Genomic DNA, 528 nt, shown 5'->3' with positions numbered 1-528 from the left:
GGCGCGGCCAGCGCATCGAGCTGGGCGAGATCGAAAACACCCTGCTGGCCTGCCCGCAGGTCACCCAGGCCGCGGCCGTTATGCACCACGGCGACACTGCCTCCCATCTCGTCGCGTATGTGACCCTCGAGCACACCGCCGCCGCCGGCGCCGATGACGACGCCGAAATAGTCGACCAGTGGCAACACATCTACGACGAGCTCTACGACGCTGAAATCGATGCGCCGGAGTTCGGCAGCGATTTCCGCGGCTGGAACAGCAGCCTGACCGGTGAGCCGATTCCGCTCGAGGAAATGGAAGAGTGGCGTTCGGCCACGGTGGATCGGATCCTGGCTATGCGGCCGCGGCGGGTGTTGGAGCTCGGCGTGGGTTCGGGCCTGGTGTTGTCCCAGATCGCGCCGGTGTGTGCTGAGTATTGGGCGACGGACTTTTCGGCGCCGACGATCCACAAGCTGCAGGCGGCGGTGGCCGCGCAGCCGTGGGGGGATCGGGTGCGGTTGCGGGTGCAGCCGGCCGATGTGGCCGACG

General features: G+C 67.6%; 1 pseudogene. It reads left to right on the top strand.

Annotated features, from left to right (window positions below):
* A pseudogene (locus tag A5760_RS23710) lies at positions 1–528 on the top strand (class I SAM-dependent methyltransferase); the annotation flags it as partial.

The sequence above is a fragment of the Mycobacterium colombiense genome, assembly GCF_001665835.1.
GTDB lineage: Bacteria > Actinomycetota > Actinomycetes > Mycobacteriales > Mycobacteriaceae > Mycobacterium > Mycobacterium colombiense_A.
This window is presented reverse-complemented; position numbering and strand designations above follow the sequence as displayed.